This is a genomic window from Candidatus Manganitrophaceae bacterium, from assembly GCA_016200325.1.
Lineage (GTDB): Bacteria > Nitrospirota > Nitrospiria > SBBL01 > Manganitrophaceae > Manganitrophus.
Genome location: JACQEZ010000020.1, coordinates 143,813 through 169,735, shown reverse-complemented (window position 1 = coordinate 169,735; position 25,923 = coordinate 143,813). Strand labels below are relative to the sequence as shown.

The 25,923-nt window shown below is 52.1% G+C and carries 19 protein-coding genes and 3 riboswitches; of the genes, 8 read left to right on the top strand and 11 right to left on the bottom strand.

Annotated elements, in window-relative coordinates:
* Positions 1-146 precede the first annotated feature (146 nt).
* The 5 genes from HY282_17885 (at position 147) to treZ (ending at position 7,177) form a co-directional block, all read left to right on the top strand.
* On the top strand, positions 147-932 hold the full coding sequence (locus tag HY282_17885; protein MBI3805624.1) for a TatD family hydrolase: 786 nt from the start codon (positions 147-149) through the stop codon (positions 930-932).
* Positions 933-1,268: 336 nt separating this feature from the next.
* Complete coding sequence (locus HY282_17880; protein ID MBI3805623.1) at positions 1,269-3,620, top strand: protein kinase; 2,352 nt, start codon at positions 1,269-1,271, stop codon at positions 3,618-3,620.
* A gap of 50 nt (positions 3,621-3,670) precedes the next feature.
* Positions 3,671-4,219, top strand: coding sequence for an FHA domain-containing protein (locus tag HY282_17875; GenBank protein ID MBI3805622.1), 549 nt, complete (start codon positions 3,671-3,673; stop codon positions 4,217-4,219).
* Between the two features lie 169 nt (positions 4,220-4,388).
* Positions 4,389-5,216, top strand: coding sequence for a class I SAM-dependent methyltransferase (locus tag HY282_17870; GenBank protein ID MBI3805621.1), 828 nt, complete (start codon positions 4,389-4,391; stop codon positions 5,214-5,216).
* 125 nt (positions 5,217-5,341) lie between these two features.
* Positions 5,342-7,177: a malto-oligosyltrehalose trehalohydrolase gene (treZ, locus tag HY282_17865; protein ID MBI3805620.1), complete on the top strand. Its 1,836-nt coding sequence runs from the start codon at positions 5,342-5,344 to the stop codon at positions 7,175-7,177.
* Here treZ and HY282_17860 read toward each other — a convergent pair.
* Entirely contained in the window at positions 7,153-7,587 is a 435-nt protein-coding gene (locus HY282_17860; GenBank protein ID MBI3805619.1) for a hypothetical protein, read from the bottom strand. The two genes, treZ and HY282_17860, sit on opposite strands and share 25 nt — an antisense overlap.
* A gap of 6 nt (positions 7,588-7,593) precedes the next feature.
* Between HY282_17860 and HY282_17855 the strand changes: the two genes are divergently transcribed.
* On the top strand, positions 7,594-8,292 hold the full coding sequence (locus tag HY282_17855) for a uracil-DNA glycosylase (protein MBI3805618.1): 699 nt from the start codon (positions 7,594-7,596) through the stop codon (positions 8,290-8,292).
* 7 nt (positions 8,293-8,299) lie between these two features.
* Here the strand turns inward: HY282_17855 and HY282_17850 are convergent, their stop codons facing one another.
* The 7 genes from HY282_17850 to prsK all read right to left on the bottom strand — a co-directional run bounded on the left by HY282_17850 (position 8,300) and on the right by prsK (position 16,766).
* Positions 8,300-8,593, bottom strand: coding sequence for a GYD domain-containing protein (locus HY282_17850; GenBank protein MBI3805617.1), 294 nt, complete (start codon positions 8,591-8,593; stop codon positions 8,300-8,302).
* A gap of 297 nt (positions 8,594-8,890) precedes the next feature.
* Positions 8,891-9,139 carry a translation elongation factor-like protein gene (locus HY282_17845; GenBank protein ID MBI3805616.1) on the bottom strand — a complete coding sequence of 83 codons (249 nt, stop codon included), beginning with the start codon at positions 9,137-9,139 and terminating at the stop codon, positions 8,891-8,893.
* A gap of 582 nt (positions 9,140-9,721) precedes the next feature.
* Positions 9,722-10,858, bottom strand: a complete 1,137-nt coding sequence (locus HY282_17840) for a citrate synthase (GenBank protein ID MBI3805615.1) — start codon at positions 10,856-10,858, stop codon at positions 9,722-9,724.
* A 149-nt stretch (positions 10,859-11,007) separates the two neighbouring features.
* Entirely contained in the window at positions 11,008-12,180 is a 1,173-nt protein-coding gene (locus HY282_17835; GenBank protein ID MBI3805614.1) for a class I SAM-dependent rRNA methyltransferase, read from the bottom strand.
* A 153-nt stretch (positions 12,181-12,333) separates the two neighbouring features.
* Positions 12,334-12,990, bottom strand: a complete 657-nt coding sequence (locus HY282_17830; GenBank protein MBI3805613.1) for a PEP-CTERM sorting domain-containing protein — start codon at positions 12,988-12,990, stop codon at positions 12,334-12,336.
* 427 nt (positions 12,991-13,417) lie between these two features.
* The gene (prsR, locus tag HY282_17825) at positions 13,418-14,779 is read right to left on the bottom strand and encodes a PEP-CTERM-box response regulator transcription factor (protein MBI3805612.1); all 1,362 of its coding nucleotides are present in this window, start codon (positions 14,777-14,779) and stop codon (positions 13,418-13,420) included.
* The gene (gene prsK / locus HY282_17820; protein MBI3805611.1) at positions 14,757-16,766 is read right to left on the bottom strand and encodes a PEP-CTERM system histidine kinase PrsK; all 2,010 of its coding nucleotides are present in this window, start codon (positions 16,764-16,766) and stop codon (positions 14,757-14,759) included. Before prsK ends, prsR begins: the two co-directional genes overlap by 23 nt.
* Positions 16,767-17,168: 402 nt before the next feature.
* A riboswitch (cyclic di-GMP riboswitch) is annotated at positions 17,169-17,266 on the top strand.
* Between the two features lie 65 nt (positions 17,267-17,331).
* Positions 17,332-17,506: riboswitch (cyclic di-GMP riboswitch) on the top strand.
* Between the two features lie 48 nt (positions 17,507-17,554).
* Here prsK and HY282_17815 point away from each other — a divergent pair.
* Positions 17,555-19,831 carry a fibronectin type III domain-containing protein gene (locus HY282_17815; protein ID MBI3805610.1) on the top strand — a complete coding sequence of 759 codons (2,277 nt, stop codon included), beginning with the start codon at positions 17,555-17,557 and terminating at the stop codon, positions 19,829-19,831.
* A 249-nt stretch (positions 19,832-20,080) separates the two neighbouring features.
* Positions 20,081-20,237: riboswitch (cyclic di-GMP riboswitch) on the top strand.
* Positions 20,238-20,279: 42 nt separating this feature from the next.
* Positions 20,280-21,710 carry a right-handed parallel beta-helix repeat-containing protein gene (locus HY282_17810; GenBank protein MBI3805609.1) on the top strand — a complete coding sequence of 477 codons (1,431 nt, stop codon included), beginning with the start codon at positions 20,280-20,282 and terminating at the stop codon, positions 21,708-21,710.
* Between the two features lie 106 nt (positions 21,711-21,816).
* Here HY282_17810 and HY282_17805 read toward each other — a convergent pair whose 3' ends face one another.
* From HY282_17805 to HY282_17795, 3 genes are read right to left on the bottom strand one after another with little or no spacing between them, the layout of a single operon-like run.
* Positions 21,817-22,698, bottom strand: coding sequence for a hypothetical protein (locus tag HY282_17805; protein ID MBI3805608.1), 882 nt, complete (start codon positions 22,696-22,698; stop codon positions 21,817-21,819).
* A 7-nt stretch (positions 22,699-22,705) separates the two neighbouring features.
* Positions 22,706-24,049 (bottom strand): phenylacetate--CoA ligase family protein, encoded by a 1,344-nt coding sequence (locus tag HY282_17800; GenBank protein ID MBI3805607.1) that lies wholly within the window; start codon positions 24,047-24,049, stop codon positions 22,706-22,708.
* Between the two features lie 46 nt (positions 24,050-24,095).
* Positions 24,096-25,844, bottom strand: coding sequence for a hypothetical protein (locus tag HY282_17795; GenBank protein ID MBI3805606.1), 1,749 nt, complete (start codon positions 25,842-25,844; stop codon positions 24,096-24,098).
* Positions 25,845-25,923 lie beyond the last annotated feature (79 nt).

Sequence of the window (25,923 nt, the reverse complement as noted above, 5' to 3'; positions counted from 1 at the left end):
GAAAACGCGCCGAAGCACTTTGATTCAATCGGAGTCATTTTGTCTTGATCGCCGAGGCGCTCCGTGCACCCCTTGCACAGAAGTTGAATTTTTGGTGCATCGGAAGTAAAATCATCCTTTCTGGTTGAGATTCGGATGCTATTCGGATGTTAATTGACACGCACAATCACATGGCCGACCCGGAGTTCGATGCCGACCGAGAGGCGGTCATTCAACGGGCTCTGGACGCCGGCGTTCGGAAAATGATCCTGATCGGAACCGACCTGCCGTCGAGCCAACGGGCGGTCGACCTCGCCGAACGGCATCCATTCCTCTGGGCCACCGTCGGGCTCCATCCTCATGAGGCAAAGCGGCTCGATCCCCCTTTGCTGGAGGCGTTGGAGACGTTGGCAGGCCATCCTAAGGTGGTCGGCCTCGGCGAGACCGGGCTCGATTACTTTTATCACCATTCCACTCCCGAAGAACAACGCCGCGCCTTCATCGAACAGATCCGACTGGCCAAACGAAAACGGCTCCCGTTGGTCATCCACACGCGCGACGCATGGGAGGAGACCTTTCAAATTTTAGAGGAAGAAGGGGGCCGGGCCCATGCGGCCGACGTCGGGGCGGTTTTCCATTGCTTCACCGGAGATCCGCCGATCGCCGCCCGGGCGGCGGCGCTTGGGTTCTATCTCTCTTTCTCAGGCATCATGACCTTTCCCAAAGCGATTCCGCTTCAACAGGCCGCGGCGGCCGCCGACCTGTCGCGAATCGTCATTGAAACCGACGCCCCCTACCTCGCCCCGCAAGGCTATCGCGGAAAGCGCAACGAGCCGGCTTATGTCCGGGCGGTCGCCGAGAAGATCGCACAGCTTCGGAATCAACCGTTTGAAATGATCGCGGAGGCGACCTCCGCAAACGCCGAACGGCTCTTCAAATTGCCCGCGGTTTAAATTTCTTTTCAAAACTTTCTGAAAGCGTCACCCCACGTCATCCGAAAAGAGAATCGAATCAACACCGGCTCCCACCCTTAACGCCGCAAAAATAATTTTCGGCAAGACAAGACAAGAAAAGATTCCTATTAGGTATCTTCCGGCTTTGGCGGTCGCTTTCAACTCTCTGTTAATTGACAGCTTTTGGATCGGGTGGTAGATTTTATTGGCCCTCGGACGCCGCAATACAGCCGTCCGCGCCGGGCCCTGGCCGCTCCAGCTCGAATGTCATCTCCTTATCCACTGGTGGGATGCCGCATCCTCCCGGAGAAGCCGCGTCGTCACCCTGAGGCATCGATGAGTCATCCGACCCCCTTTGGAAAGTATCTCCTCCTCGATAAAATCGGAACCGGGGGAATGGCCGAGCTCTATCTGGCCAAGCAGACCGGCCTCTCGGGGTTCGAGAAGGTCGTCGCCATCAAGCGGATCTTGCCCCATCTGACCCAAGGGACCGAGTTCATCTCAATGTTCGTTAACGAGGCGAAGCTCGCCGCCCTTCTGACCCATCAAAATATCGTTCAGATCTATGACCTCGGCAGCGTCGATCAGGCTTACTACATCGCCATGGAATATGTCATGGGAAAGGACCTCAAGACGGTCCTCCAGCAGGGACGGTCGCGGAGCATGCCGCTCTCCATCGGCGACGCCCTTCTCATCGTCAGCAAGATCTGCTCGGCGCTCGATTACGCGCACCGGAAAAGCGATCTCCAGGGGAACGATCTTCATCTGGTCCATCGCGACATCTCGCCTCAGAATATCCTGGTCTCCTATGAGGGAGAGGTCAAGCTGGTCGACTTTGGGATTGCGAAAGCAGCGATGGGAGGCCAAGAGACCAAGACCGGCATCCTGAAGGGGAAGCTCGCCTATATGTCGCCGGAACAGGCGTGGGGAAAGCCGGTCGACGGCCGGAGCGATCTCTTTGCATTGGGTATTGTCCTCTACGAGGCGGTTACCGGGGAACGGCTCTTTACCGGAAACGACGAGATCTCCATCTTGGAGAAGGTCAGAAAAGCGGAGATTGCCCCTCCCACCCGGCTCAATCCGGCGATCCCTCCCGAGTTGGAAGCGATCTTGGAGAGAGCACTCGCCAAAGAGGTCGAAGCGCGGTATCAGAGCGCATCCGAGATGGAAAGGGCGCTCGAGGGATTGATTACCCAGAAGGGATATGCCTTCAGCAGTCTCTCCCTCTCTCATTATATGAAACAGCTTTTCGATCATCAGATTGCAGAAGACACCCGCCGCTTTCAGCTGGTGACCCGCCCAGAGCGCCGCCCGGCCGAGGGGTTGGACCGGAGCACCGTGATCCGACCGGTCGCCCCCGCAAACGCGCAAGCTGCGGCGGTCAAAAAGAGCATTAGCCAGAGCAAGATTATCCTCCCCCCTCCCCGGGGCCGACGCTTTTCACGCTGGGTCTCGCTTCTCTTCTTTATCGTCTCCGGTGCGGCCTTCCTGACGCTGCTCCTCTTGTCGAATATCAGTTTCGTGACCCGGATGCGTGCAAATGTTCCTTTGCTGGAGGAGATGCGTCTCTCCGTGGAAGCGACCCTTCAAGAAAAGGGGGTGCTCGCCTATCTCGATCAATTCAAGAGCGGCCTCTTCCGCCTGGTTGAACAGGACTCGCCTTCCTCCCCTTCGATCCATACTGGCCCAACGGATGAATCGATCGCGATCGCACTGGCCAAGCCGGCGCCGAATGGACCGACCGTTCCGCCGGCATCGCCTGCCCCGGACGAAACCGCTGCAGCGTCTGGGGCAACCCCGGCGCTTCCGGCGCGAGACATCCCAACCCTTTATCAGGAAGCGAAAGAAGATTATAACGCCGGCCGTCTTGATGAGGTTGAGAAGAAGCTGCGGCAAATTATCGAAGTCGACCCGAATCAGATTCAAGCGTATCATCTCCTCGGGACGGTCTATGAAGAAAAGAAGGAGCCGGACGCGGCGCTTCGGATCTTTGCCGACGCCGCCCCCCTTTTCCAGAATGACCCGCTCCTCCACTACGATTTGGGGTTTCTCTACTTTAAGAAAGGGGTCGACTCCCTTGCGGCGCAAGAGTTATCCCTCGCCGTCAAGCTCGCCCCGCAGGCGCCGGAGGGGGAACGGGCCCGCGAAATTCTCGCGAAGCTCGATCATCGATCGCAGCCAAGCGCGCCGCCGAGCGCGCAGCCGGCCGCTTCATTCGGAAAGAAACGAATCGAGCCGTTGCGACCATCCGTCCCCTCCCCCCCCGTCCCTCGACCTGAGCAAAAAGAGGAGCCGCCCGCGGAAGCCGCCGCGCCGGCCGCTCCTTCGACTGCGTCCCTTCATCCGGACGACCCAGCGCAGATCCGCGCACTGATTGCCAATCAGAAGCGGGCCCTTGAGAACCGGGATATCGACCAGGTCCTGCGGGGACACCTTCATCCGCCACCGCCGCTTCGCCAAAAGCTCGGTCAGTGGTTCGAGCGGTTTGACCGGCTCTCAGCAAATTATGAAATTTATGAAATCAAAATCGACGGAAACGAAGCCTCCGCCTCGCTCCTCCAAACGGTCGTTCTGCAATCTCAAAAGAGCGATGTCCGGCAGGTGGAAAAGATGCTGGTCTATTGGAAACTGGTTAGAAGTAAGGACGAATGGAAGATCGCCCAGGTCAATGTGGTTGAAAAATACTGATACCTATTTTTAATCGCAGTCGACAAAACCCTTTCAATCCGAGGTGCTCCATGCAAATGACTTGTGAAAATTGTTATACCATTTACGACCTCTCCCCTGAAAAGAGCGGCCTCGCGGGATGCCCCTATTGCGAACATATCAGCAAACCGAAAAAAGGGATCGCCGCGGCCGCCTTCGGCGGCGGGGGCTTTGGAATCGATCCGAGCAAAACGATGCTCAATTATGCTCCGGCAGAAAGCAAAAACGAAACCTCAGCGGTCTTTAAAATGATCCAGGGAAAGGCCCCCTTTCTTCTTTCCGACAAAGCATGGTGTCTGGCGATCCTCGAAGGGGATGACCCGGGAAAGCGCTTTCTTCTCTCCAAACCGGTGGTCCGAATCGGCCGGACAGAGGGGGAGATGATCGTCCGCGACCCGGAGGTCTCCCGTCAGCAGTGCGTCATTCAAATCTATGGCGAAACGGCGATCATCCGGGATCTAAAAAGCGCAAATGGCACCATGGTAAACGGCTTCGTGATCAAAGAAGATTTCCTCAAAAACCGCGATCAAATTCGAGTCGGGAACACCGTCATCGAAATTTCTATTCAACCTAAAAAATAGCCGCATTCTTAGAATCTAAGGTCGTGGGGTTTTATCCCACGACCTTTCAAAAAATTGATGCAATCAGAATGAAGGTCCCTCGATCAGCTCCTTTTCTTGTCCACCCAAAGAGGCCAAACCCAATCCTATCAACACTTGACTTTTTCCCCCACTCGATTAGAATCGCTCCATGTCGACTCCTTCCATCGGATCCAATCCCGGTGCCATCGATTGGAATGAAATGGCGAAAAGCTTCGATCGGTGGCTCCCCTATATCCAGCCGGTCGCGGAGGCACTCATCGCCTCCGCCGATCTTTCGAAGGGACAGCAGCTTCTCGATGTCGCCGCGGGAACGGGAGAGCCCTCCCTGACGATCGCCCGACGTTTCGGCCCCCACCTTCGAATCACCGCAATCGACGGCGCGGAAGCGATGGTCGGCATCGCCCGTGAAAAGGGACAACGGGAAGGGCTTTCCTCGGTGACCTTTCTTCAAATGAAAGCGGAAGCGCTCGGATTTGAGACAGAGCGATTCGACCGGGTGATCAGCCGCTTCGGCGTGATGCTCTTTGATGATCCGATCCTGGGGATGAAGGAGATGCGTCGCGTGCTGAAAACCGGCGGGAAAATGGCGATCGCCGTTTGGGGGGAATTCAATCAGATTCGATCGATCCATCTTATTTGGGAGAGGATTCTAAAGCGGCTCCCGCAGGACCGCCGCCCTCCCACGCCGAAGATGGCTGATCTCGGTCCTCCCGGAAAATTGGAAGCGCTCTTTCAGTCGGCCGGCTTCCGCGACGTCCGCATCACCCCGCTTCGGCTCGAATATACCTTCGATGACTTCGAGACCTATTGGAAGATCAATACCGAGTCGGGAACATTAAAAGCCCCGCTCGATCAATTTTCTCCCATCGATCAAGAAAAAATAAAGCAGGAAACATCCCTCGCTATTTCTGCCTATAGAAAGAATGGAAAGATCGTCATCGAGAACCGCGCCCTGCTTGCCACCACGATAAAATGACCGACCGATCGTAATCTTTTCGGTGGTCTTGTATCCCTCCTTTTTATTTCAGTACAATCATAAAAGCGATACCGCAATATTCTTTATAAAGGAGTGTTCAATTGAAGTCAGCCCCCGTACATTCCATCCCTTTTGGCGCCACGATCCTCGAAAATAAAACGATCCAATTCCATGTATGGGCCCCTTTTGCCAAGGAGATGGCGGTCAAGCTCATCGGCCAGGGGCTTCCTCTTCAGACGCCGATGCGGCCGGCCGGCCGGAACTGTTTTGAAGCGACCGTAAAAGAGGTTCCGGTCGGCAGCCGCTACTTTTATAAAATCGACGGAGAGAAAGAGCGGCCCGACCCTTACTCCCGATTCCAACCGGAAGGGGTCCATGGACCGTCCGAAATCGTCGCCCCCAATGCATTCTCCTGGTCGGATGCCGCCTGGCGGGGGATTCCGTTGGAAAGCTATCTCTTCTATGAGCTTCATACCGGAACGTTTACGAATGAAGGGACGTTCGAAGCGATCATCCCTCAGCTCGGCTATTTGAAAAATGACCTCGGTGTGACCGCCATCGAGATTATGCCGATCGCCCAATTCCCCGGAACCCGGAACTGGGGATATGACGGCGTTCATCTCTTTGCCCCTCAAAGCAGCTACGGCGGACCGATCGGGCTGAAGCGTCTGGTCGACGCTTGTCATGCGGCCGGGATCGCGGTCGTCCTCGACGTCGTTTACAATCACGTCGGCCATGAGGGAAACTACCTCCGCGAATTCGGCCCCTACTTCACGCCGAAATATAAGACCCCATGGGGAGACGCCGTCAATTATGACGATGCCGGATCCGATTTCGTCCGGCGCTATGTGATCGATAATGCCCTCTATTGGATTCGCGAATACCACATCGATGCGCTGCGGCTCGACGCCATCCATGCGATCTACGACTTCTCCGCCAAACATATCTTGCGTGAAATGAAGGAAGCGGTCGGGGCGCTCGCCTCGGAATTGGGACGGTCGGTCCATCTCATCGCCGAGAGCGACCTGAACGACCCAAAGATCATCCTGCCGCCGGAACGGGGAGGTTATGGGATCGATGCCCAATGGAGCGATGATTTTCACCATTGTCTTCATACGCTTCTGACAAAAGAAGAGCAAGGGTATTATCTTGATTTTGGGCAGCTCGATCAGATGGCGCGGGCGATTCGCGAAGGGTATGTCATCGCTGGAACCTATTCTCCTTATCGGAATCGGATTCACGGGAGCCCCTCTGCGGATCTCTCTCCTTTTCGGTTTGTCGTCTTTTCCCAAAACCATGATCAGATCGGGAACCGGATTCAGGGGGACCGCCTGTCGACGCTCATTCCATTTGAGGCTCAAAAGCTCGCCGCCGCCATGGTGCTCCTCTCGCCGAACCTCCCCCTTCTCTTCATGGGGGAGGAGTATGGAGAGACCGCTCCCTTTCAATATTTCACCGACTACCAAGATCCGGCTCTGGCCGAGGGGGTGAGAAAAGGAAGGGCGGAAGAGGCGGCGCAATTCGGATGGACGGGCGGGGTGCCGGATCCCCAATCGGAAGAGACTTTCTTGAGATCGAAAATCGATCCGTCGCGGCGTTACCAGGCGCCCTATGACCAGCTCTTCACATTTTATAAGCAGGCGATCGCGCTTCGAAAATCCGAGTGGAAGACCGTTTCCACGCCGGGGTTGGTTTCGGTAGACCGGTTCGATTCGGAGGCTTGTCTCCTTGTCAAATCCGGCGAGGAGCGTGCAATCCTCTTCAGCCTCAATCCAAGCCCTACGTCTCTTTCGCTTCAGCTTCCCGACGGAAGGTGGGAGCGGCGTCTCGACAGTGAAGAAAAACAGTTCGGTGGAAAGGAGGAAGCGCTCCTCCCTGCTGTGATAGAAGGGGGTCGCCCGACACCGCTTCGGCTTGCTCCTTATCAGCTCGCCGCCTATTTCAGACGGCGCGCCGAATAGGCCGAGTAAAGCAGAAAGAGAGAGGCCGATACCACGGTCATACTCCAGAGGAAGATGCCGGCAATCCAGGTCCGAGAGATCGCCCCTTGGCGATAAGGCTCAGCGCTGAAAAGATCGAGGAGATGGTCCCATGATGCCCCTGCAAGCCAGGTGAAACCGATCATCAAGGTGATCCACCTTCCCGCCGGCCTTTCCGACATTAAGAGAATAATGCCATAGACCTGGACGAAGTAGCCGACGGCGAGGAGAAACCCCGCCACCGAGAGGCCGACGCCATACTTCTGCGGCACACCGTAGACAAAGTCTTCTACCGCATGCGGGAGGGTGACGAGAAAGCCGGCCAAAGAGATCAGGCCGAGTCCTCCGAGCAGGCTTCTCCCCTTGTCACGCCGTTTCTGATTTGATACCATCGGCCTGTGACCCTCCAGACGATTCAATCGATCGAAGAAGAGATCGTAAATTGCACCCGCTGCCCTCGGCTGGTGAACTACTGCCGGGAGGTCGCCCAGACGAAACGACGGGCCTATCGGGAGGAGACCTACTGGGGAAGACCGGTTCCGGGATGGGGAGATCCGAAGGCGCGGCTCCTCATGATCGGACTGGCGCCGGCCGCGCATGGCGGAAACCGCACCGGACGGGTCTTCACGGGGGACGCCTCGGGCGACTTTCTCTTTCGCGCCCTTCACAAAGCGGGCTTTGCCAACCAACCGACCTCACAGCACCGCGGCGACGGTCTTCGCCTGCACGATGCCTACCTGACCGCGGTCGCCCACTGCGCCCCGCCCGAGAACAAACCGCTCCCCAGCGAAATCGATGCGTGCCGAGGACATTTGGTCAACGAGCTGCGGCTACTGACCAAGGTGAAAGCGGTTCTTGTTTTTGGGAAGATCGCGCTCGACGGATTTCGGGCGGCCCTTCGTGACGCGCGTGGGATCGACCTGCCGGCCGCCGCCCTCCCCTTCCAACATGGCGCGGCTTACCCCATTGCCCCGGCCCTCCGCCTCTTTATCTCCTATCATCCCAGCCGCCAGAACACACAAACCGGCCGCCTGACCGAGTCGATGTTTGACACGGTCTTTAAGACGATCCGGACCGACCTCGACCGACGCCGTTAGGCCACGGTTATTTTTTCTGTCCCAGCGTGGAGATGAATTTCTCAATCGGGATCGCCGGCAGGGTGAGCAGCCGAACCGATCCCCGCGCTCCGAGCGCGACCGAAAGCCGCGCCACCGTCTCATTGTCGGGAGCTTCAATGATATTGACGAAATCGTACGGTCCGAGGGTCGCATATTGTCCGATGACCTTCACCCCCATCCCTTCGATCTCTTTATTGACCTCCTTCAAACGGCTTGGATTTTCATAGAGCGTCTTGCTTCCGTCATCGGTGATGGTGCTGAGCATGATATAGGTCGCCATCGCTTCCTCCCTTTGAGGGTGATCGATTCACGCGGAGCTACAGAACATGAGAAAAGTTTAATTCGACCTGAAATAAAATAGCAAGAGAGAGAGGAAAAAAACGGATGAGAAACCGGCATTCTAAACGTTCTATAGGAGGGTTTCGAGATCGGTCTCGGACGATAAGGTACGATCGACGTACGAACCGAAGAGGGACGAAAGACCGAAGAAGGCACTCAATCATTCAAAAGTTAAAGCGGTACCGCTCCGTCTTGATGGATTCGGTCGCCCGATTGCGAAACGCCCGATCCGCTCGGCCTAGCCTTTGTAGATCTGATCATGCTCACGGACGTGATCCCGGACTTTGAGCCCGAAGACCTGCCCTGAGGAGGCCTGTTGAACCGACTGATGGTCGACCTCCATCGACTCGATCGGCTGTTCCAGATTGGTCGTATGTCCTTTGATCCGGATGGTGTCCCCGACCTGTAGGTTCCCTTCATTGAGCTGGACCACTGCCACGGAGAGATGCGAATAGTAATGGGTCACCGTGCCGATCGGTTGCTCGATGACGGTCTCTGCGGCGGCCTGCCCCGGGGTGGAGGTCGTTGGAGAGGCGGGAGAAGGGACGGGAGCATCCCGGGTCGAGATCACCGGAACCGGGGGTGTCACTCTTTTTGGAACGGCGGTCAGCTTTTCAGCAGCCGCGGCAGATCGAGCGGCGGTTGGTTTTCTTTTGGCTGCTGTTTTTTGGGTTGCTTTGGGAGTTGATTTTTTAGCGGTCGTCGCCTTCTTGGCGGTCGATCTTTTAGAGGTCGCTTTCTTAGAGGTGGCCGGTTTAGAGGGGGTCCGTTTTGCTGCGGCAGATCTCCCTTTGGCCGTTTTAGCCTTCGCCGTGGTCTTCTTTTTCAGCGCGGCGCTCTTTGCGCTGGTTCTCCCCCGGACCGTCTTTGCGGTGCTCTTCTTGACGCCTTTTTTAGCGGTTCTCGTTGCCGGCTTTTTTCTTGTCGCAGCCTTCTTCATCGGTTTGCCCCCTCCCGTTTTAGACAGGTCGTCGGTTCAACCAAGAATAAAGATTCCGCTTCAAGAATTACAATATTCCCGAAAAGGAGTCAAGTGGTTTTCTTTTAAAGAAATCGGTCGATCCCCGGCCTATCCCTTTCGCTCCGACATCGGCAGATACGTTCGGTTATGCTCCCCTTCATAGATCTCGGTCGGCCGGAAGATATGGTTGTCCTTGACCTGCTCGATCCAGTGGGCCAGCCAGCCGACGACGCGGGCCATCGCAAAAATCGGGGTAAAGAAATCGGACTCGATCCCCATCTTTTGGTAGAGGATGCCGGAATAGAAATCGACATTGGCGTAAATTTTCTTTGAAGAGAGATACTCCTCCCCAATCTTCTCCACCTCGACGGCCACTTCATAAAGGGGCGATTTTCCGTAATGCTCGAAGATCCGCTTTGCCAGCTTTTGAAGGATGATCGCGCGGGGATCTTTCACTTTATACTCCCGATGCCCCAGGCCCATGATCCGCTCCTTGGCTTTGACCTTCGCCTCAATGTGAGGCCGGACCCGATCGACGGAGCCAATCTCTTTGAGCATTGCCAAGACCTTCTCGTTCGCCCCGCCATGCAGCGGTCCTTTGAGGGTGCCGACCGCCGAGGAGACGACGGTGTAGGGATCGGCGAGCGTCGACGCCGTGACCAGTCCGCTGAAGGTGGAGGCGTTCATGGTGTGTTCGGCATGAAGGATGAGACAGGTGTCGAAGACCTCCGACATCACCTTGTCGGGGACCTTCTCGGTGAGCATATAGAGGAAGTTTTCAGCGTAATTTAGATCATCGCGCGGCTGGATCTGGTCATCGCCCCGCCGGAGCCGCGCGTAAGCGGCGACGATCGTCGGCAGCTTGGCGATGAGACGGACGGCGGAGAGATATTGCGTCTGCTCATCCTGAACATTCTTGTCTGGATAAAACATTCCCAGCGCTGCCACCGCCGCCTGCAAGGCATCCATCGGGTGGCCGTTGTCCGGGAGACACTTGATCAGATCGACGATCCGATACTTAATTCGCCGATGGATCCGTAAGTCTTTATCAAACCTCTCAAGCTGAGCGGGGGTTGGGAGATTTCCAAACAGAAGAAGATAAGCGGTTTCAATAAAGTGGCTCCGCTCGGCCAAGGTCTCCAGCCGAATGCCGCGGTACTCCAAGATCCCCTTGGTTCCATCCAGGTAGCTGACCTTGGACCGCGTTGCAGGAACACCCGCCAAGCCCGGTGAATAATCGCTCATCGTCTCCCCTCCCCTTCACTAAAATATCGATTCGGATCATCTCCGCATTTATTTATTTTAGCGGATCTGTACCGAACGGTAAAGTGGGGGGACGCGGCGATTCCGCATCTATTCGTGGGAGATCGGCCCGAAGCGCGCCGTTTTACCTCTTATAGAACCTGCAGAAAGGCACATTTCAGATATTCTGTCTCTGGAAGGGCGAGAAGCGCCGGATGGTCTTTTCCTTGCGATCGAAGGGAAATCTGCCGGAGGGTTCTTCCGACATCTCCGGCGGCATCGACGAGCATGTCGCGAAACTGATCGGGCGAGAGATGGTAGGAGCAGGAACAGGTGACGAGGAATCCTCCCGGCCGGAGGAGTTTCATCGCCCGAAGGTTGATCTCTTTATAGCCCCGGATTGCATTCTCGATCTCCTTCCGGCGCTTTACGAAAGAGGGAGGGTCGAGGATAATGCAGTCATACCGCCGCCTCTCCTTTTCGCACTCCTTTAAGAAATCGAAAACATTGGCGACATAAAACTGGCAGCGTGCATCCGAGCCGTTCCGGATTGCGTTTTGACGGGCAAGCGCAATGGCGCTCTCGGATGCGTCGACCCCGGTGATCGACTTCGCATCGAATCGAGCCGCGTGCAACGACCAGCCTCCGCTGTAACAGAAGGTGTCGAGGACCTCCTGTCCCTCTACGATTCCTTGCAGGGCAAGATAGTTGTCGGACTGGTCTAAAAAGAATCCGGGCTTCTGGCCGGCCAGCAGATCGACTTCAAAATGAAGGCCGTTTTTTTTAACGACAACCGGCGGCGCATAGGTTCCGAAGAGGATGCTGCTTTCTACTTTCAACCCTTCGAGGGCGCGGGAAGAGACATCATTTCGGGCGATGAGGGTCTGCGGCGAGAGAACCTCTCGGATGGCGGCGACAATCGATTCGGTATGCCGCTCCATCCCGGCGGTCAAAATCTGGACGACGGCGTGATCTCCATATCGGTCGAGGATCACCCCGGGAAGAAGATCGGCCTCGCTATAAACGACCCGATAGCTCTCTTCACCGGCATAAAACCGCTCCCGAAAACGATGGGCCGCCCCGATTCTCTTTCGAAAAAAGCCTTCATCGATCGTCTCCCGCTCCCGCGATAAAATCCGCACCGTAATGACCGATTTTGGATTGCAATAACCGATGGCGATAAAACGGCCTCGGGAGTCGACCAACTCAACCAACGCGCCGGGAGGAAAATCGGGCGGGAGTTCCGGAAGCTCGTTACGATAGATCCAAGGATGACCCCGCATGACGCGGGTTACAACTGCCTTTTTGAGAGAAAGTGTCTGCATGAGCCGTTAGCCTACAGAAAAAGAGGTGAGGATGCAAGTAAAGAGAATCGCGGCATGCGGGGTACGCGTTTTTTTGCGTTCGGATAAGACAAAAGGCCGGATGATCTTTCGATCATGCCGGCCTTCTAACTTTAAACCGAACGAAGTGGGCTCTTATTTCGCTCCGTTGAGTCTCTTTCTACCCCAGAAGCTCAGTCCGATAAAACCGGAGCCCATGAGAAGAAGAACCGACGGCTCGGGCACAGGAGAGACGTGTAAATCGAAGCTGGTCGCTCCCGCGGTCAGGTGCGTGATATCCGCTTGGGCGGTGATTGAAAAAGGACCGGGAAAAGGAACGGTCGCCGAAGAGGTGGTGGAAAATGCCGGGCCGGTCAAGTCGCCGGTTGAGGCAAGAAGCGTCGAATTCAAATAGCTTTCAAAGCTTACGGAGCCGGTGGTTGTCCCGCCGACGGCTGTTTTGATTGAAGTAAATCCGCCGTCGACCGGTCCGGTAAAGCCACCCTGAACCGCTTTAATCGTCAATGTCCCGGCGCCTGAACTGCTCACATTGAGCGACGAGATATCCAGTTCTGCGGCGTCTTGTGTTCCAAGGATCGGATAGGTGATCGCCGTAGTAATGTTAAACGTAAAATTCCCAACACTTCCCACAAAGGTCACCGCCCCGCCGGAACCGTTGATATCGCATGCGGCGCCATCGGTACATGTAACCGTATTCACCCCGTCACTGAGGGTTAAGGAGATGGCATGTGCCGGCGTCGCGACAACCGAGACCAGCATGAACATCCCCAAAATGCCTAATAATTTTTTCATTTATCACCCCTTTGCTTAAATTCGATGGTTCTATCAATCACGCCAGTATAGATTACAAGGAATGTGCCAGTTCTTTCCGATCGCAGAACAAACATATAAACCATTGAAATATCGAGCATTGTTTTTATAAATGATTTCGAGGTCGATCGAGACCCCCTCCCCCTGGAGAGTTTGTGTCAAGCAGTCCGTCACCTCTCTTTTATAGAAAAGTCAGCTCACGTAAAAAATAATAATAAGATTAATAGTTTATACAAATATGGGCTTTTAAAAGGTGTCCATTTCCCCGGCGGTCTCTTCATACCCGCCCCGTTATGGCCGGATCCGAAGGTGAAATGTAAAACTATTTTGGGATATTCTATTTAAGAATATCTAACCGAGGGTCATCTGGAATGATTTTGATCAGGGAAAGGATTCAGCGATTTTGTGCCTAGGAAGGACGTTCGATCTGATGCTTTGAAAGGATATCATGGAGGGCTTGACGGGAAATTCCGAGCGCAGAGGCCGCTTGAGTCACATTTCCGCCGAAGCGCGCCATGGCCGACTCCACCAGCTGCCGCTCCAGCTGCTCCCTGGCTGTTTTCAGCCGGGGAAGCGGGGCCACATCAGTCGGCACCGTCAGCTCCAGATCCTCCGGGGTCAGCAACACGCCATCACTCATCACCACCCCTCTTCGGATCTTATTTTCTAACTCTCGGACATTCCCCGGCCAGGCGTAAGCGGTCACCGCTTCAATCGCAGTCGGGGTTAACCCCTTCACTTTCTTACCGATCTCCTCCGTAAACCGGGAAATAAAGGCGCGGACCAACAACATCAGATCTCCATTTCTTTCGCGCAATGGAGGGACCGAGATGGAGACCACGCTCAATCGGTAAAAAAGATCCTCTCGGAAGGTGCCGCCGGCCATTCGCTCCTTCAGATCACGATGGGTGGCAGCAATGACCCTCGCATCGATCGAAAGGCTCTCCCTTCCGCCGACCCGCTCAATGGTCTTTTCTTGAAGGAAGCGAAGGAGCTTAACCTGGAGTCCCAACCCCAGCTCCCCGATTTCATCCAAGAAAAGGGTTCCGCCCGCCGCGTATTCGATTCTCCCCTTACGCTGCGCATGGGCGCCGGTGAAGGCCCCCTTTTCATGGCCGAACAGCTCGCTCTCCAACAGGTTCTCCGGGATCGCGCCGCAATTGATCGCAATAAACGGCCCCGTGTTCCGCGCGCTCTGTTGGTGAATCGATTGGGCGACGAGTTCCTTTCCGGTCCCGCTCTCCCCCTGAATCAGGACAGGAATGTCGGCGGTTGATACTTTTCGGATCGTCGCGAAAAGCCCCTCCATCATTCGGCTCGTACCGATCATCCTTCCTTCCTGGATCGGGCGTCGTTTTAATTGGCGATTCTCCTCTTCCAATTGAAAGACATGAATCGCCCGTCGAAGGGTAATCCGTATTTCATCGATTTCAATCGGCTTGGTGAAAAAATCAAACGCACCTTGTTCAATCGCCTTCAACGCATTTGCTCGGTCGGCGTTGCCGCTGACAATAATAATTTTGACGCGCGGATCGATCTCCAACATCTCGGAGAGGGCGAGCAATCCTTCCGTCGCCTCCCGCGGATGCGGGGCAAGGCCGAGGTCGAGGGTCACCACCGGAGGAAGCTCGCGCCTAAAAAGATCGATCGCCGTCCTGCGGTTCTCGGCCGGGAAGACTTCATATTCGTCCGTCAGCGCCCATTTCATCTGCTGACGAATCGTCTCGTCGTCGTCGACGATTAAAATTTTATACTTCGTATTTACGCCCATTCACCTGCCCACTCTGATGGATCGGCAAGATCACACGGAACGTGGTTCCGACCCCCTCTTCGCTCTCGACCTGAATTCTTCCGTGATGGGCCTCGACTATTTTCTTGCTGTGAAAAAGTCCGATTCCCAGCCCTTCACTTTTCGTCGTCTGGAACGGCTGAAAAAGGGCCCGTTCGATGAACTCTTTTGGAATACCACAGCCGTTGTCCGTGACGGAGAGGACAACGCACTCATCGACTTGATCGGTCTCAACACGGATCGTCCCCTGTTGGCTCACGGCGTCATTTGCGTTCAGGACTAAGTTTACAATCACTTTTCGAATTTGGTCTGAGTCCACACTACATTTCGGAACCGTTCTGAAATTGCGAATGAGCATCGATCTGATCGAGCCGTTCATCTCACTCAATATAGCGGTGGTGAGTTCATTCAGATCGACTTCGGCCGGCTGCAGTTCCAGCTTCCGTGTTAAGAGAGAGAGCCGGCTGCACATGTCATTCATCTTGCCAACACTCTGCGAGATGACCCGAAGGGTATCACTCCTGAATTCGGGATTATCAAAATGGGCAGGAAGATTTCGCATGGTCAGGGAGAGCATCGACGCCACATTTTTCAAATCGTGAATAAAAAATGCGGAAAGGGTCTGAAATGCTTCCATTTCTTTGGCTTTCATCAGATGCTGGGCCAGCTTGAGATTGAGGAGGCTCCCCGCCGTCTGGTCGGCGATCGTTTTCAATAAGTCATAATCCTCCACCAAAAATGCCTCTTTCATCACCCGGGGTCCCAATGTCATGACCCCCAGGAGCTGTTTTCCTGCAATCAGCGGTACACAGTGATCAATCCTCGCCTCGTCAAAATAATCCGAATAAGACTCTTTTAGCTGCTTCGCTGCCGCCAAAGTCGGAGAAGCGAAATCAAACGGAACAGGATTTTCCCGAGCCATCGCAAGAAGCGCTCCCCAGACCTTGCCTGCATTTGATAAACCCAGAATATTGGAATCAGAAAAGAGGGTCGATCCGCCCAAAGAGACCAAATCGGTTCCCTCGTCAATCAACCAAATTGTAACGGATGGAGTTCCGAGCGTCTCGGCCACTTTTTTTGTCACGACAGAACAGAGATCCCGAACTTCTACGAGGGAGGTCGTCTGTCGCGTAAATGCCATCCACTCCTTCCGATAATCATACCTTGATCGATAAAAATTTCGACTGATAAATCGCTTAAACTCCTGACGCAGATGGTCCGAGAGGAGGAGGGCACTTAATGCAAGCAAGGAGAGAAAGACAAAAAACATTCCGACTGGAACGGCCCCGTTCTCGCCGAAAAAGCCGATCGCTTTCGCAAGGATGCCGACCGCCAACAGGTAGACACCGACGACAGCGACGGTAATCGAATTCGAAAGGAAGGTGCGCGAAAAATAGAGATCAACATCCAAGAAACGATTGCGCATGAGGGAAAAAATAATAAACACATTCGCCACCAGCACGGCGAATGAATTGATCGGCCCCATTCCCCATCGAATCGACGAGAAGAGAAGGGTTTGACTGGCCGTATAAACTTCAAGGGCAAAGAGTCCTCCCACACCCAAAATCATAAATTTGATCTGCCATCGCTTATTCCCAGCCGTGGCGCGAAGGGTTTCCTCCAGATTCATTAGGATTACAACGGAAGAGACGAGATCGAAGAGATAAAACGCATAGCCAGACCATCCGAGCGGCATGACCAAGATGGCGCTCTCCTCCAGCGGGTCCGGCAATATGAAAAAGGCATCAATAAATATGGTAACCATCGACAAGGGAAAGAGGAGAAAGGCAATGGCGACCCATTTCCATTTTGCAATCAGCTCTTTGTAGTTTGATCTCCCAAAACTGACACTAAACAAAAGCCAAACAGCGGAGAGAGGAGCGACGGCCGTGAGCTCCCATCTTCTCCAGTAGAGAACTTCCGTCGGGAGGCCGGATTTCATGACCATCCCGTTAAAGAGTTCTTCCATGGCCAAAACAATCATTCCAAAGAAAAAGGTCTGATGGATGAAAGATCGACGGTTTTCGGACAGGACAAAAGCGCCCAATCCGACACAGAGAAGACCGTTTAAAAATGGAATAAAATATTGAATCATATAAAAAACCGACCTTGGGTTAGAAGCAGATTATTTTATTAAAATGGAGGTCTCCGGACAACCCCCCCGATCGAGGGGTGTTCTTATGTAACCCTTTTCATACCGATCGGACAAAAAGTGCGTTTTGCCCCGAAATTCAGGCTTGCCGGATCGGACATGCTTGTTCAACTTTAAAGAACTCCTTCAATAAAGGTGGGATAGATTCCATCCTCTTCCCCTTTTACTCCCCACAGGCATATCGTTTGCGTATACCCTGTCATAGCATATCACTATTACTCGCGAAAAGGGCAAACGACCCGAGAGGGCAGGACGCAAAGCCAAGAGACCTATGTGGGGGGGTGAGTTCACTCCCCAGGGTTCGTCTGGTTGCCAGGAGGATGCAGCCGCATCTTTAGGCAAGGGCCCATTCCGAGGAATGATTTTTTAATCGATATCCGACCTTTGCTCAGAGCAAACCCATCGAAAGGTGGGGACGCAGAGCAACGGGGCTAAAGCGACGCTTGGATCCGGCTCTGCCGGGTCGGAGCATGGGGTGTGGGGCATCGGAAGTTTCGCTGAAACGGACCGGACGGCCCCCCGCCTCTCCTAAACGCCATGCCCGCCGAGCCGCCAAAGGAAATTCGTTGGCGGCTTTTTTATTTCTGCGTCGGAGGAACCACGTCATGCAACGGTTAATGAGCAAGTATGGAGCAGTCGTCTTAACAGCGATGATCACCCTCTTTGGCTGGACCGCCCTTGCAAACGCCGGCAACGCGTTGCTTTCCTGGAATCCAAATACGGAGGCCGATCTGGCCGGATATAAAATCTACTATGGTCCCTCCCCCGGAAGCTATGGCGCCCCGATTGATGTTGGAAACCAGACCTCTTATACCATAACTGGATTGGGAACCCAGACCTATTACTTCGCGGTGACCGCTTATAACACCGCCGGCGGAGAAAGCGACTTTTCAAATGAGGTTCTTAAAAGCTTCGCTGATACGACCCCTCCGGTCCTTTCCGGAATCACCGCCGCGAACATTACAAGCAGCAGCGCCGTCCTCTCCTGGACGTCCAATGAAACCGCCACCACTCAAGTGGACTACGGGATCACGACGGCTTACGGCGCATCCTCCTCGCTCAACTCAACACTGACGACCAGCCATGGCCAAACCCTTACCAACTTGAGCCCATCAACGATCTATCATTACCGTGTCCGGAGCCGGGACGCCGCCGGCAATGTCGGAATTTCCGGGGATAACACCTTTACCACCGCCGCTGCGCCCGATACCACGCCGCCGGCGATCTCCGGGATCTCGACGACCAACGTTTCGACCACCGGGGCGACCATTTCATGGACCACCAACGAAACGTCCGATACCCAGATTCAATACGGCGTGACGATCGGCTATGGAAGCGCAACCGTTCAAAATACGGCGTTAACCCCTTCGCACAGCCAATCGATCACCGGATTGACCCCTTCTACGATCTACCATTTCCGGGTCCTCAGCCGAGATGCCGCCGGCAACCTTGCCACGTCCGGTGACAATACGTTTACGACCACCGCCCTGCCCGACACAACGGCGCCGGTGGTTTCGGGCATTGTCGCAAGCAACATGACCGCCACTTCCGCTGTCATTACCTGGAGCACCAATGAAGCGGCAAGTTCTCAGGTCAACTATGGAACCACTTCGACCTATGGCTCCGCCTCTCCGGTCGATACCACTTTGGTGACAAGCCACAGTCGAACGCTCACGAATCTAATCGCCTCAACCACGTACCATTACCGTGTGGTGAGCAAGGACGCCGCAGGAAATTCAACCAATTCGGCAGACAAGACATTTACCACCTCAGGAACCCCCGACACGACCCCCCCGTTGATCTCGGGCAGCGCCGCAGGCAATATCACGGCAACGGGCGCCACAATCAGCTGGAATACCGATGAGGCGGCGACCTCTCAAGTGGAGTATGGGCCGACCTCCTCTTATGGCTCGCTCTCCCCGCTCAATACGACATTGTTGACCAACCACAGCCAAGCGCTCACCAACCTGAATTCCGCGACCACCTACCATTATCGAATCTTAAGCAAAGACGGCGTCGGCAACACATCGGTTTCAGGTGACGGCACTTTTACCACACAACAGATTTCATCGCAGCCGCCCGATACGACCGGACCGGCACTCTCGGCCATCGACACCCGAGATATGACACCGGTGAGCGTGATCATCACTTGGGGCAGCGACGAGCCTGCAACGAGCGAGGTTGAATTCGGCCCGACCTCTGCTTACGGCAACAGCAGCGGAATGAACGCGACCCTGCTCAATAGCCACGCGCAAACACTCACCACCCTTCAATCGGGCACGCTCTACCATTATCGGGTCAAGAGCGCCGATGCGGCGGGCAATTTAACCGTCTCAGAAGACCACACGTTGACCACCCCTTCTGTAACCGACACCGTCCCGCCGGCGGACATCCAGAATTTCACCGCCGTCGGCAGCACCGGTCAGATCACGCTGAACTGGACGAATCCGCCCGACGCCGATTTCGTCGGTGTCCGCATTCTGTTTCGGACCGATCATTTCCCGACCGATCTGAATGACGGAGAAGTTTTAGGAGACTTCAGCGGCTCACCGAATACGACGATGAGCGTCATCCAGGCCGGGCTTCAAAACAATATCACCTACTACTATTCCGCCTCCAGCTATGACGGCCAAGGGAATTATCAACACACGGCACAGACCTCGGCGACCCCGCTGGGATTGTCTCAACAAAGAGGGGTGACGGCAGGACAGAGCACATCGGAAGGATCAGGCGGAGGTTGTGCGATGATCGTCCCGACCTCAGGACAGACTGCGGGACCGGGCGGATCGGCCGATTTTATTGCGATTCTCGTCGCAATCGTCTTCGGCATTCTTCGCAAGGGTCTGAAAACAAGCTCCAAACAATATCGGTCGAATCATTAGGGATCGTTATACCGAAGAGGATTTCTACCTTTACCTCCGGATTGACCTTTGCTCCGATTTTAAATATCTTCGGAACAAAAGAAAAGCAGATTGTGACCCAAAGTCGACCGTCCGGGTAAAATTGGTGATAATCTAAACGGTATAGATGAAGAAAAACAATTAGAATTAGGGTTGACGAAAAAAATCGAATATAGTATTTTATCAAAGATTACTATTACCGAGTAATATAGAAACGAACCACATTTCAACCTTTGCTCAGAGCAAACCCATCGAAAGATGGGGACGCAGAGTCACGGGGCTAAAGAAGAAAACAGTTTTGACTTTTGAGTCGTGAGAAGCCAACTCGATTCTAAGCCCACACTCAAAACTTTAAGCTGTTTTCTTCCATGTCCGCCGAGCCGCCAGAGGAAACCACTTTGGCGGCTTATTATTTACCAGGAGGATGTTGATGATATCTTCAAAGAGAAACAAACTCAAAACCCTTTTCATGCTCTTCTTCGTCGGAACGTTCTTTATCGTCTGCGCGGAGACCTCACAGGCTGCAACCTACTATGTTTCTAATAATGGTACCGCTACGTGGACGCAATGTACCAATATAAACACCCCCTGCCCGATTCAAACCGCTTTTAATAACGCCAGCGCAGGTGACATTGTCTACTTCAGGGGTGGAACGTATAATGTCCCTGCAAAAAACGCGGGAAGCACCTACCATGGATACTATGAACCTGCCAATTCTGGAACAGCAACCAGCCCGATCACATTTGCGGCCTACGCGGGAGAAACCCCTCTTTTCAACGGCACTGCGGGGGGCTCTGCGGATGTCTCAGATTATGCAACTATTTTTGGAACTTTTGGACGCAACTACATTGTTTTTGACGGATTTAAACTCCAATCAGATAACGGAACGAAGATGGCAAGAATCCATATCGGCAGCGACGATCAAACGATTCGGTCGGTCGGTATCACATTAAAAAACTGTGATATCAATGGCGGGAGCACGCCGATCAGCACGCAGGACAATCGGGAAACCGTTCGCATCGACAGCGCAGACAATATATTAATTCAGAAATGCAAATTATATAACGCGCGATCGACCGACGGTTACCAGGGGATCAGCGGAATTAAATCTTATGACAGCAATAAAGTAACCATTGAGAATAATGAAGTCTACAACGCCGAGAGCGGTGTTTATTTAAAATCAGCCACCGATTCTTGGATAATTAGAAACAATTGGCTGCATGGAAATCAGATGTCAATTTACATAACTCCCTACGTCACAACGGCGGCTCGGAATGCGACGAATCATCAGATTTATAACAATGTGATTGCCAATAACACCTACTCCGGACTTCATATCTTTGGGGAAACAGGATCGAACGCGGATAATCTGGTGGTATATAATAATACGTTTTATGGCATTGTCCCCGACTCGATTTGTGTATTCATCACCGAATCCCATGGCAGCCATTTCTATAACAACATCATGCAAGGATGCCCCGGCAATCAGCTCTCCTATGGGTATGCTCCGTCCGATTACTCTATTGCAGAGTCTGATTATAACAACTTCGGATCGTATTCCTTTCAAGTCATCGCAAAAGTATATAATCCAAGTGATGTCTTCGGTAGTTTGGCGGAGTGGAAAACATCCGGCGAACTGATTGGTGGACTCAATCCGGATACCCACTCCATTGCATCCAATCCGAACTTCACCAATGGATCAGGACTCCTGACCCAGCTGACCGATTTCGCCTTGGCAAGCAATTCGCCGAGCCGGGGAACAGGCAAGGGAGGCACCAATATGGGCGCAGATGTGACAACGGTGGGAACCGGCGGTTCGACCAAAACCATACAGCCGCCTACCAATCTTCGGGTGCAATAAACGCTTGGGTTATACCAAGCGGTAGCGAAGTCAAAAGGAAAATAGCGCGAAGGCGGCTGTTCTTAATACAGTATTAAAGGAAGGAAAGGGTCGGATCGATCAAGAATTAGCTGTTCGCTTTGTGGGTCCCATTTAAAATACGGGGCAGATTCAACTCATCTAGGTAATCGTTGAGTATCGTAACGTCTCCATAGCCATGGATACTATTAATAAACTTGGCTGTCCGATAATTGAGCGACTGAAATTCATAGCTGATATTGATCTTTCCATTGTTTCTTATTAGTTTCTCGTTAAAAGAAAGGTTTAAAACTTCCCTTTCAATCACGGTATTAGGATATCGCTTTTTCAGCATCTCAAAACAGGTATAATAGTTCATCTGTAACGACATTCGGTGGTCTAATCCAAACGAAAAGTCATCCAGCGTATTTTCCTCTTTCTTGACTTCAAGCGCTTCGGAATCAAAAATTATTTTTTCAATTCTTCCCCCGTTCACTTTTAAATCTTTCTCAGTGATGAATGGGGAACAAGTTCCGAAACTCATATACTGAGGCAGCACATTGGCTTTTTTTAAAAAACCTCCGCCCGGCAGCTCTAAAATCTCTTTTAATCTTGCCCTATTGATGAAACAACCTGTCTCCGGGACAACAACCGCATAAAGCGAGCTGTCAACGGAATACTCAAAGTAGAGTGCTTTTATTACGTTTAACGGATCCCAGGAGCCAAATAATTCCGCCTTTTCAAAACAAGTATTTGTCTCGTAAGGGTGGGTTACCACCCGAAGATCCAAATGATTTAAATAAGAATATCGGCTGATGTATTCCATTTCATATTTTAGGAAAAATAGCCTGTTGAAATCTTCCACATTTAATCTAAATTCGCTTAGAAAGCTGTTGGCCATCTCTCCATTTAAAGAGGGATCTTTCTTATCGATCTCTTTCTCGCTTTCTACGAGCAAAGGCGATTTTTCGTCTATATAATATATACTCATATTCTCACTATGACTGGTTTATCTCTGAAACAAAATAGCGCAATTTCCCCGATTTTTCTCTTGGAATCCTTTCTAAATATTCAAACGTAATTCTCATCTCTTCGCCAAGTGACGTTCTCAGTTTTCTATCCAATATCTTTTCCGTGTCGGAGCTAAAATTGGGCGATTTGACGATGTAAACCAGCAATGTATTTAAGTCTTTCTGATACATTTTGAACTCGCTTACTGTATCGTCCTTTAAGGTATAGCATAAGTAGGCGGCGTGGACGAGCTTGCCGTCTTTTGTTCTGATAAAATCCTCCTTACGTCCTTCAACAATGTCCATCAGCGGCAGTCTCACTCCACAAGAACAGGTTTTCTCGGAAGGCCTTCCCATGTCGCCGATATCATAGCGGAGCAACGGCATCCCATAAGATGCTAAATCCGTTACAACGATTCGGCCCAACTCTCCCGGTTTCACCGGTCTATCCTTCTCATCCAAAAATTCAATACACATATGATCACTCATTATATGCATATTCCCATTTTTGCATTGAAAGGCCAGTATGCCATTCTCGCTGCTTCCATATTCGTCGACAATCGGACAGTTAAAAACCTCACGGAAGAGCTCCCGATGGTGATCATACATTTTTTCCGCGGTACAAATCACCGCTTTAAGATTGAGCATATTTAAATCGATGTCCAATTTCTTCATAAACAGACAAAATCCATATATAGCGGTGGTGTAGCCATAAAAGTAGGTCGGCTTGAATTTCTTTATTTGTTCGTATTGCTTTAGACAAGACGCTTCGGAAATATCGAAAGCAGATATCCTGATCCGATTCAAAATAAGATCTTTAAATGCCTCTTTCCATCGCAGATTTGACGTGACAGGCACCCCCCAAAAGCGAACCTGTCTCTCTCCAATATCAATGCCATACCAGTCATAACACCGATACATGATGGCATCGTTTTGGGCGAGCACATCGGCTTCCTTCATGAAATGGAGGGTCATTCCGGTCGACCCCCCCGTTTTTCTCGTATAAAGTTTTTGACCAAAATGGGGGGTAATCAGGGTCTTTTCATTATCCAATACTTCCCTTTTTAAGAGGACCGGCAGCCGGCTTAAATCTGCCATTCCTTTTATCTCATCTGACCGAACCCCCAGATCATCAAATTTCTTCTTATAAAATGGATTGTTGTTATAGGCATGCCGAATCAGTCTCTCAATCTTCGCATCTCGCAAAGCCTCAATCTCATGGGGGGATTTATACTGTAGCCCGGAGACTTGAGATAAATGGCGACTCACGTTCTGCCGACGCAGAAATTGAATAGGAAAGTAAATAAGGTATTTCGCAACAAATTTATTCATACAATTCTAATAAAATGACATCCCAACGTTAAATATAGCAAACCAATTAAATCTTATATAAATCGGGAGAATCCCCATCCAAACAAATTCTAGCCCATAATTCCAGATTCGTCGTGATCCATGGAATCGATTCGGCGGATTTATCCGTTCCCCCTCCTAACCGATGTAGGTCTATTATTTTTTTCAATTCTTTCTCATTCCACCACCCCCGCTTCAGGCTTCGCTCTTCTAGTGGCAGATTTAAGAAGGAGGTGAATTCAGGCTTTGAAAACCACTTGCTTAGAGGAACCCCAAACCCTTCTTTCGGTTTATAAACAAACTCTTTGTCAAAAAAATTCAAGCAATAACGCTTTAAAACCGCTTTCTTGGTTGAATAATGATATCTCAACCCGACAGGAAGCCGTAAAGAGCCTTGCATGAGTTCATAGTCCAAGAACGGATATGCGGACTGAATTCCGAACTCAAAACCGAGCAATATCTCCGCTGCCACATAGAGCGGGATCCAGTACAACATGTGAAAAGAGAAAAGCCCTTTGAGAAGATCTCCGGGGGCGCAGTTTTTTCTAGCATTGATTGCCCGCTCGTATGTTCCGGTTCCAAAGATCTTATCGATCTCTTCTTCTACTCCAAAGGAGTCTTCAGAATGGAGATATTTAGGCAATGGGGTCCCTAAAGCTCGGGTCGCCTTTCCCGCGACTTTTGTGATGAACGTTTTATCAGAAATCTTCTTTGACAGTTGAAGTAATCCGTCCCGCAGTGGAAGCGGCAGGACCCCTCCAAAATGGGACAGCGCGAGCATCGGCGCCCAGTAGGGCCCGCCAAATACGGTGTCCGCTCCCTCGCCTGCAAAGATTGTTTCAATTTTCCCGGAGAGGCTCTTCAGGCCGGCGGTTTGTCCTATTATTCCTGGATGATTTAAAGGAGCCTGGATAATATTGACCGTTTCAGCCCAGAGATTAAGATATTCTTTAATATTCAACTGAATTTCCGTATGCTCTGTATTGAATTTATCCGCAACTTGTTTTGCATACTGACGATAATTCCGCTGATAATCTTCAAATGTAACGAATACCGTTTTTACATTTCCACTGTAATGTTTTCGAATCAATGCAACGAGCAAGCTGGAATCATTGCCTCCGCTTAACCACGCTCCCAGCCCTTTTTGTCCTGTAATCCTCTTCTTAACGGCGTCAGATAAAATCTCACCCAGCGAGGCTGCGGCAGGATCTAAGTCTTTATAAACGCCTTCCATAGGTAATGCCATCTGATGCTCGTTTAAAGATAGCTGTCTATTTCTTATAGAAAGAGAATGACGACCGGATAAGCTTTTAATTCGATCAAAAGGGGTGTCGGGAAAAAAGCTCACTCGATAGATTGGCCAGTGCTCAAAAAGAGATTGAGAATGAGCCGCTTTCCCGGCGGCCAGCTCTTTTGCATCATTTATCTTCAAAGAGAGGATAATTCCTTTTGCAGATTGAGCATAAAAGCAGGGTAAAATGCCAGTTCGATCACGATATATCTCAACATCCCCCTTCGATTTCGAATGGAGAACCAAAATAAACTGCCCGTCGATTTTAAATAAGGTTTCGATACCCGCCGTGCGCATTCTATTTATAATGTCATTGATGTTTACATCTGAGAGTAGGTTTCCGGCCATCAACCATTCGTCTCCGTTTGGGAGACTTCCGCTCTCAAACCTGATTCCTTCGGAACGGTACCACCAACCGGAAATCCAGCGCTTAAAATCTTGAGAGGGGGCATCGCTTCCGTTAAATAAATCGAAACTGAATTTCATGGGTTCTCGCCTTATTCTGTTATCTATTCTTACAAGGTTCCTAAAGAGATCACCTTTTCACATTTTCACAAATGGGTCT